Here is an 8,045-nt window from a genome sequence, read left to right as displayed (position 1 = left end):
CGGCCGGCCCGGCCCCGGTCGCCGGCGTCGACTACGAGGAAATTCCCGCCGGCCAGCCGTTCGAGCCGGTCGCCGGCAAGATCGAAGTCGCGGAAATCTTCAGCTACACCTGCCCGCACTGCGCTCAGTTCGAGCCGCAGGTCGTGGATTGGCGCAAGAAGCAGACCGCGGACGTGAAGTTCACCCCGATCGCCGGCCCCTTCGGCGGCAATCCGATCCCGTTCGAGAAGGCCTTCTACGCCGCCCAGACCCTGGGCGTGATGGAAAAGAGCCACGAAGCGATGTTCCGCGCGCTGCACATCGACCAGAGCATCAACTACCAGACCGTCACCGACGAACAGCTCGGCGCGTTCTACGCCAAGTACGGCGTCAAGGCGTCGGACTTCATCGGCACCATGAACAGCTTCGCGATCAACGCCAAGGGCAAGCGCGCCGAGCAGTTCATGCAGCGCTCCGGCGTCAGCGCCAGCCCGTCGCTGGTGGTGGCCGGCAAGTACCTGGTGAAGGGCAAGAACTTCGAGGACTACCTGCGCATCACCGATCACCTGGTCGCGCGCGAACGCGCCGCGATGCAGGCCGCCGCTCCGGCCGCTGCCGCTCCGGCGGCGGACGCCGCGGCCACCGCGCCGGCGGCGCCGGTGGTCGAGCCGGCGAAGAAGAACTGATCGGCTCGCCGCTGGCCTCGATCCGAGCATGAATACACGCCGGCTGCGCCTGCTCAGCGCGAACATTCAGGCCGGCTCCAGCACGCGTCGCTACAGCGATTACGCGACGCGCAGCTGGTCGCACGTGCTGCCCGCCGGCAACAAGCGCGGCAGCCTCGACACCATCGCCCAGTTGGCCGGCGAGCACGACATCGTCGGCCTCAACGAAAGCGATCCGGGCAGTCTGCGTTCGGGTTTCACCAACCAGACCCACTACCTGGCCCAGCGCGCCGGCTTCGATTACTGGAGCCACCAACCCAACCGCCGGGTCGGCAGCGTCGCGTCCAGCGCCAACGGTTTGCTGAGCAAGCTGGAACCGCGCGAAGTCGTCGATCACCCGCTGCCCGGGCGCATTTCCGGGCGCGGGGTGCTGATCGCCCATTACGGCCAAGGCGACGACGGACTTACCGTCGCCGTTGCGCATCTTTCGCTCGGCGCCGGTTCGCGCGCCTCGCAGTTGGCCTTCATCGCCGAGCTGCTGCACGACCACCCGCACGCGGTGCTGATGGGCGACTTCAATTGCTCGGCCGATCGGCCGGAGATGCAGGCGCTGTTCCGCAATACGCGCCTGCAGCCGCCCAGCGACGTGTTCCCGACCTTTCCCAGCTGGCGCCCGCAGCGCGCGATCGACCATATCCTGCTGGGCGACGGCTTGAGCTTCGCGGGCGCGCGCGCGGTGCCGGCGGCGTTGTCGGATCATTTGGCGTTGTCGCTGGAACTGGACGTGCCGGAAAGCGCGTTGCTCTGACGCCCCGTTCGGCGCCTGTTCTCGATACGCCCCCTTTTGAAATATCGCCCCCTTTGAAAAAGGGGGCTGGCGCCTGCGTTGGCTCGATGCTGAGTGGCCGACTGTGCGCTGGGGGATTTGCTTTTCGGTGGAGCAAGAGCAAATCCCCCCTAGCCCCCTTTTTCAAAGGGGGGGGAAGAGCATGCGGGCTGGGTAAACGACAACGGCCGGCGCAGTGCGCCGGCCGTTTTCGAATCTTTCCGCGTTTGCTCCGATGCGCGCACCGGAGCAAACCTCCGTTCCGATCAGAACCGCAGATCCGCCCGCACGTAGTAATACCCACCACCCGGCAAATCGTAAGTCGAACCATCGAAGCCATTGAGGTTGCACGACAAGCAAGTCGGCGGATCCTTGCCGAACACGTTGTTCATGCCGGCCTGCAATTGCAGCCCCTTGAGCACGTCGAAGCGATAGCCGATCTGGAAATCGTGGAAGGTGGTCGCGCCCAACCGGTTCTGCGCCGGCTTGGGATCGTTCTTGCACACGGCGAAGTCGGCGGCGTCGCCGCACTCTTCGACCAGCTGGCTGATATGGCGCGCGGTCCACGACGCGTTCCACTTGCCGTAGGTCCATTCCAGGGTCGCGTTGGAGGTCCACTCCGGAATCGAACGGGTCACCGGATCGCTGACCAGACGCCCGACCGCGAGCGGCTGCAACGAACCGTCCGCGCCCACCGCCTCGTAGTTGCCGACGATGGTGTTCTGCCAGATCACCTTGAACTGGCCGAAACGGGTCTCCGGCAAGGTCCAGAACACGTCGATGTCCCAACCGTCGGTCTTGATCACGCTCAAGTTGCCGAGGAAGTTGGCGAAGCCGTCGATCTGGTCGGTGATCGGATTGCGCTGGATGCCGCCGCAGAATTCCGGCGACAGCGTCTGCACGCACAGGTTGAGCTGGGTCTGCGGATCGATCGCCTGGATCGCGCCTTCGATGCGGTGGCTGTAGAACGTGCCTTCGATGTCCACCCGCTTGGCGATGGCGGTGTCTTCCAGAATCGACGGCGTCCACACGAAGCCGAGCGAGAAGCTGGTCGAACGCTCCGGCTCCAGTCGCGGGTTGCCGCCGGTCAGCACCGAGATCTGCGGATCGACCTGACGCGTGCCCGGGTTGACGCCCTGGGCGGCGCAGTTGGCCGCGTTGCCGGTCGGCGGCGCGCCGTTGGAACCGATCAGGCAGGGATCGATCATGCCCACGTCGGCGCGGCTCTGCGAGCCGAACAACTCGCCGATCGACGGCGCGCGGAAGCCTTCGGCGTAGGTGCCGCGCAGCAGCAGCTCATCGGCCACTTGCCAACGCAAGCCGTACTTGGGGGTGAACTCGCCGCCGAAAGTGGAGTAGTCCGAATAGCGGCCGGCCAGGCTCAGGTCCAGGCTCTTGCCGAACGCGGAGTCCTTGAACAGCGGCACGTTGAGTTCGACGTAGACCTCGTTGACGTCGTACTCGCCTTGCGTGGGCAACGATGGCACGCCGTTGTACTCGCCGCGCACGGTGATCGGGTCGGGACGGTACGAGCCTTCGTACTTGCGGTATTCGAAACCGGTGGCGAACGACAACGGACCGGCCCACATTTCGAACAGATCGCCGGACAAGTTGAAGGTGGCCAGCTGCAGCTTGTTCTCGCTGCTGTCGTGCAGCACCGGGCTGATGTACTTCAGCATCGCCGGGGTGATGGTGTTGTAGCCGAAGATGTTCAGCGGCGTGCAGCCCGGCGTGGCCGCGCAGATCGCCGGATCGCCCATGGCGATGGCGATGTTCTTGGCGTTGTAGCTGCCGCGGTTGGTCTGCTCGGCCTTGTTGCGGCTGCTGGCCAGGTTCACGTCCCAGAAGAACGCGCGCTCGCCGACGTCGAAGGTGCCTTCAAGGCCGGTGCCGACGAACCAGGTGTCGACCTTCTGCTCGAACCGGCGCGGGCCGCCTTCGATCGGGCGCCGGCGCAGGATGCTCAGATTGCTCGAATCCAGTTGCACGCCGAACGGATTGAACGGGTGATTGGCCGGCATCACCAGCGCGGCGGCGAACGCGTTGCCGGCGCCAGGGCCCAGATCGATCGGCTCGGGCGCGGCGCGGTTCTCCGACTCGCGCCGGTTGAGCAAGGCGCGCGCATACCAACGCACCTTGTCGTTGACGTCGAAACGGAACTGGCCGAACACGCCGCTGCGCTCGGACGGCGACAGCACGTAGTTGTAGGGGGCGAAATTGAACGGGTCGTTGGAACCGAAGCAATGGAAGCCGTCGGTGCGCACCACGCCCGGCGCGCAGGCGGGCTGGCCGGGCGTGTAGGTCGGATTGCTCTGACCCTGGTTGGCGACCAGATCGTACTTGCGCCCGTCCGGCGCGGTGAAGGCGATGCGGCCGCCCGGCACGCGCGAGCTGCCCAGGGCCAGGCCGGTGCCGGGCACCGGGAAGCGCGAGAGTTCGCGGTCGGACGAGCTGACTTCGTCCTGCTTGGTGTAGCTGGCGCCGAGGAACCAGTTGGCGCGCTCGCTGCTGCCGCCGTAAGCGAAGTCCAGGCCGCGGCTGGTGCCGTCGCCCTTGGTGTACTGGCCGAAGTTGGTGGTGAGCTGGAAGCCGTCGAAATTGCGCCGGGTGATGATGTTGACCACGCCGGCGATGGCGTCGGAGCCGTACAGCGAGGAGGCGCCGTCTTCGAGCACTTCGATGCGCTCCACGATCGCCAGCGGAATGGTGTTGAGGTCGGTCGCCGAACCCACGCCCGAGGCGGAGGATTCGTTGACCCAGCGGATGCCGTCGACCAGCACCAGCACGCGCTTGGAACCCAGGTGGCGCAGATCGACCGTGGTCGAACCGGCGCCGACGCCGCCGCCGTCGGACGGGAAGCCGTCGTTGCCCGAGGCGTTGCGCTTGCCGTTGAACGAGGAACCCGAACCGGTCAGTTCCTGCACGACGTCGCCGATCGAAGTCAGGCCGGTGCGTTCGATGTCGTCGCGGGTGAGGGTCTGGATCGGAACCTGGCTTTCGATCTCGGCCTTGCGGATGCGGGTACCGGTGACCTGGACCGCGTCCAGCGTGGTGGTGCTTTTGGCAGGCTCGGCTTCCTGCGCGGCTGACAGGCCCGGCAGGGCGACCAGCACGGACAGTTGAATGGCTTTCGCCAGGGCATGGCGGCGCAACGCTTTCATCGACTCTCTCCCTCGAATGGTGTGTGGCTTAGCTCTGATGGCTATCGGCGTGCCGAGCCCTTTCCGGACGCGGCCGCTGCGGTGCGGCACAACGCAAAGCGGTAAATCGGCGCGAAAACCGTGGCCGCCGCGGTATCGACCCGACCCGACCCGCCGCGACGGCGCGACCGCCCTCACGCCCACTGCCTTCGCGGCGGATCGTCGTCGCCGGCATCGCCAGCGCCCGCCGCGAATGTTCCCCACAACAAAACGGCCGATGGTTTCCCATCGGCCGTTGCTGTCTTACCCCTGCAAAAGCGGTTCGATCGCGAGCGCGCGGTGCGCCGGCGCTCGGATCGAAATCCGCCGATGGATCGCGATGGCGATCAGAACCGCAGATCCGCGCGCAGGTACAGGAAGCGGCCGCCCGGGATGTCGTAGGTGGACGCGTCGTAACCGTTGAGCGAGCACGACAGGCACACCGGCGGATCCTTGTCGAACACGTTGTTGACGCCGCCGGTGATCTGCAGCCCCTTGAACAGTTCGAAGCGATAGCCCAGCTGCACGTCGTGGTAGGTGGTCGGCGCCAGCTTGTTGGCGCCGGTCACCGGGTTGTCGCAGTACGGCGAGGCCAGCGCCGAGGCCTGACAGGTTTCGGTCAGCTCGGAGATGTGGCGCACGGTCCACGACGCGTTCCAGGCGTTGCGCTTCCAGTCCAGGGTGAGGTTGGAGCTCCACTCCGGGATCGCGCTGTCGTTGACTTCCACGCCCGGCTTGCGCGGCTGGATCTGGCCGGCGGCGCCGACCGCGTCGTACTGGGTGACCCAGGTGTTCTGCCACTTGATCTTGAACTGACCCAGCGAGGTTTCCGGCAGCGTCCAGAAGAAGTCGATGTCCCAACCGGAGGTCTTGATCGACCCCAGATTGGTCAGCTTGTTCTCGAACGAGGAAATGCCGCCGATGGTCGAACGGGTGATGCCGCCGCAGTACAGCGGATCGAGCGTCTGCACGCACAGGTTGAGCTGGGTCTGCGCGTCGATCGCCTGCACCGCGCCTTCCAGCGAGTGGCGGTAGTAGGTGACTTCGAAGTCGAACTTGTCCGACCACGACGCGCCCGAGGCCCAGGCCGGGCTGTAGACGAAGCCGGCGGTGAAGCTGCGCGCGGTTTCCGGCTCCAGGTCCGGGTTGCCGCCGGTCTGCACCGAGATCTGGCTGTTGGCCTGCGCGGCGCCGGCCGGCACGCCGAGCGCGGCGCAGTTGGCGCGGTTGCCGGTGGCCGGCTCGCCGGTGATCGAGGTCAGGCAGGGATCGCTGAGCTGCAAATCGGCGCGGCTGGCCGAACCGAACAACTCGCCGATCGACGGCGCGCGGAAGCCTTCGGCGTAGGTGGTGCGCAGCAGGAACTCATCGGCGACTTGCCAACGCAGGCCGTACTTGGGCGTGAACTGGCCGCCGAAGGTGGAGTAATCCGAGTAACGGCCGGCCAGGCTCAGGTCCAGGCTCTTGCCGAAGGAACCTTCCTTGATCAGCGGCAGGTTGAGTTCGACGTAGGCTTCGTTGACGTCGTACTCGCCCTTGGTCGGCAGCGACTGGGTGCCGTTGTAGTAGCCGGCGATGGTGATCGGATCGGGCTGATAGAAACCCTCGTACTTGCGGTACTCGTAACCGGCGGCGAACGACAGCGGGCCGGCCCAGGCCTGGAACAGGTCGCCGGACAGGTTGGCGGTGAAGGTCGACAGCTTCTGTTCGCTGCGGTCGCGCACGATCGGGCTGATCCACTGCAGCATCGCCGGAGTGATGGTGCCCGGCCCGCCGAACAGGTTCAGCGGCACGCAGCCGGGGGTGGCCGCGCACACGGCCGGATCGCCGACCGCGATGTTGATGTTGCGCGCGTTGTAGCTGCCGCGATTGGTCTGGTCGGCCTCGTTCTTGTTGCTGGCGAGGTTGACGTCCCAGAAGTAGGTGCGGTCGCCGGCGTCGAAGCTGCCTTCCAGGCCGGCGGCGATGTAGGTGGTGTCGACCTTCTGTTCGAAGATGCGCGGACCGCCTTCGATCGGACGGCGCGCGATCGTGTCCAGATTGGCGTTGGGGCCGACCGAGGTCAGATCGAAGCCGAACGGGTTGTACGGGTTCAGGCGCGAAATGGTGATCTGCTCGGACCAGGGATTGCCGGTGCCGGCGCCGGCGCCGAGGAACAACGGTTCCGGCGCGGCCTGATTGACCGATTCGCGGCGGTTGTACAGCGCCTTGACGTAACCCTGGACGTTATCGCTGAAGTGATAGCGGAACTGGCCGAACGCGCCGGTGCGCTTGGACGGCGTCAGCAGCATGTTGTACTGGGCGAAGTTGAAGCGGTTGGCGCCGCCGAAGGCAATGAAGTCCTGCGGATAGCGCGGGTTGTTCGGGAAGCTGCTGCCGTTGGGCGTGGTGATGTCGCACAGGTTGATGTTGGGCGTGCTCGGATCGCCGTCGTGATCGGTCGAGGGGCAGCTGGGATTGGTGAAGGTGAAGCGGCCGTTCGGCGTCGCCGAGCTGCCCGCTTCCACCCCGCGCCCCGGCACCGGGAAGCTGGCGACCTTGCGGTCGCGCGAGTACACCGGGTCTTGATCGACGTAGCTCAAACCCAGGAACAGGTTGGCGCGATCGGTGTTGAAACCCCAGGCCGCGTCGAAGCCCTTGAGCTCGCCGTCGCCCTTGCCGTACTGGCCGTAGTTCAAGGTCAGCTGGCCGCCTTCGAAGTTGCGCCGGGTGATGATGTTGACCACGCCGGCGATGGCGTCGGAGCCGTACAGCGAGGAGGCGCCGTCTTCGAGCACTTCGATGCGCTCCACGATCGCCAGCGGAATGGTGTTGAGGTCGGTCGCCGCGCCCACGCCGGAAGCGGAAGACTCGTTGACCCAACGCATGCCGTCGACCAGCACCAGCACGCGCTTGGGACCCAGGTGGCGCAGATCGACCTGGGCCGAACCCGCGCCGATGCCGTCGCCGTTAGGCGAGAAGCCGAAGTTGCCGGACGAGTTGAATTTGGTGTTGAGCGCCGAACCCGCGCCGGTGAGCTCCTGGACCACGTCGCCGATCGAGGTCAGACCGGTGCGCTCGATGTCGTCGCGGGTGAGGGTCTGGACCGGAACCTGGCTTTCGATCTCCGCCTTCTTGATGCGGGTACCGGTGACCTGGACGGCATCCAGCGTGGTGGCGTCCTTGGCGGGCGCTGCCTCCTGGGCAGCGGCGAAGCCCGGCAGGGCGACCAACAAAGACAACTGGATGGCTTTCGCCAAGGCATGGCGACGCGACAGCTTCATCAGACTCTCTCTCCCTCAAGTGTATGGCTTAGCTCTAGCTGGCTATTGGCATGCGTCCTTGCGAGCGGACGGCACCGGAGAGGTTGTAAACAATTCGTGAATCCGCCACAAGGCGCAAATAGGTGCTACTTGC

4 protein-coding genes are annotated in these 8,045 nt (G+C 65.9%); 2 read left to right on the top strand and 2 right to left on the bottom strand.

Annotation, left to right across the window (positions count from 1 at the left end; genetic code table 11):
• The coding region (locus tag V7787_RS29085) for a thiol:disulfide interchange protein DsbA/DsbL (protein ID WP_336090849.1) at window positions 1-665 on the top strand (665 nt) is incomplete at its 5' end.
• A 28-nt stretch (window positions 666-693) separates the two neighbouring features.
• Window positions 694-1,452 (top strand): endonuclease/exonuclease/phosphatase family protein, encoded by a 759-nt coding sequence (locus V7787_RS29080; protein WP_336090847.1) that lies wholly within the window; start codon window positions 694-696, stop codon window positions 1,450-1,452.
• A 284-nt stretch (window positions 1,453-1,736) separates the two neighbouring features.
• Here the strand turns inward: V7787_RS29080 and V7787_RS29075 are convergent, their stop codons facing one another.
• Together V7787_RS29075 and V7787_RS29070 are read right to left on the bottom strand one after the other, a co-directional pair.
• Entirely contained in the window at window positions 1,737-4,631 is a 2,895-nt protein-coding gene (locus V7787_RS29075) for a TonB-dependent receptor plug domain-containing protein (RefSeq protein WP_336090846.1), read from the bottom strand.
• A gap of 365 nt (window positions 4,632-4,996) precedes the next feature.
• Window positions 4,997-7,912, bottom strand: coding sequence for a TonB-dependent receptor plug domain-containing protein (locus V7787_RS29070; protein WP_336090844.1), 2,916 nt, complete (start codon window positions 7,910-7,912; stop codon window positions 4,997-4,999).
• Between the last annotated feature and the right edge of the window lie 133 nt (window positions 7,913-8,045).

It is taken from the genome of Pseudomonas sp. CGJS7 (assembly GCF_036961695.1).
This window is presented reverse-complemented; position numbering and strand designations above follow the sequence as displayed.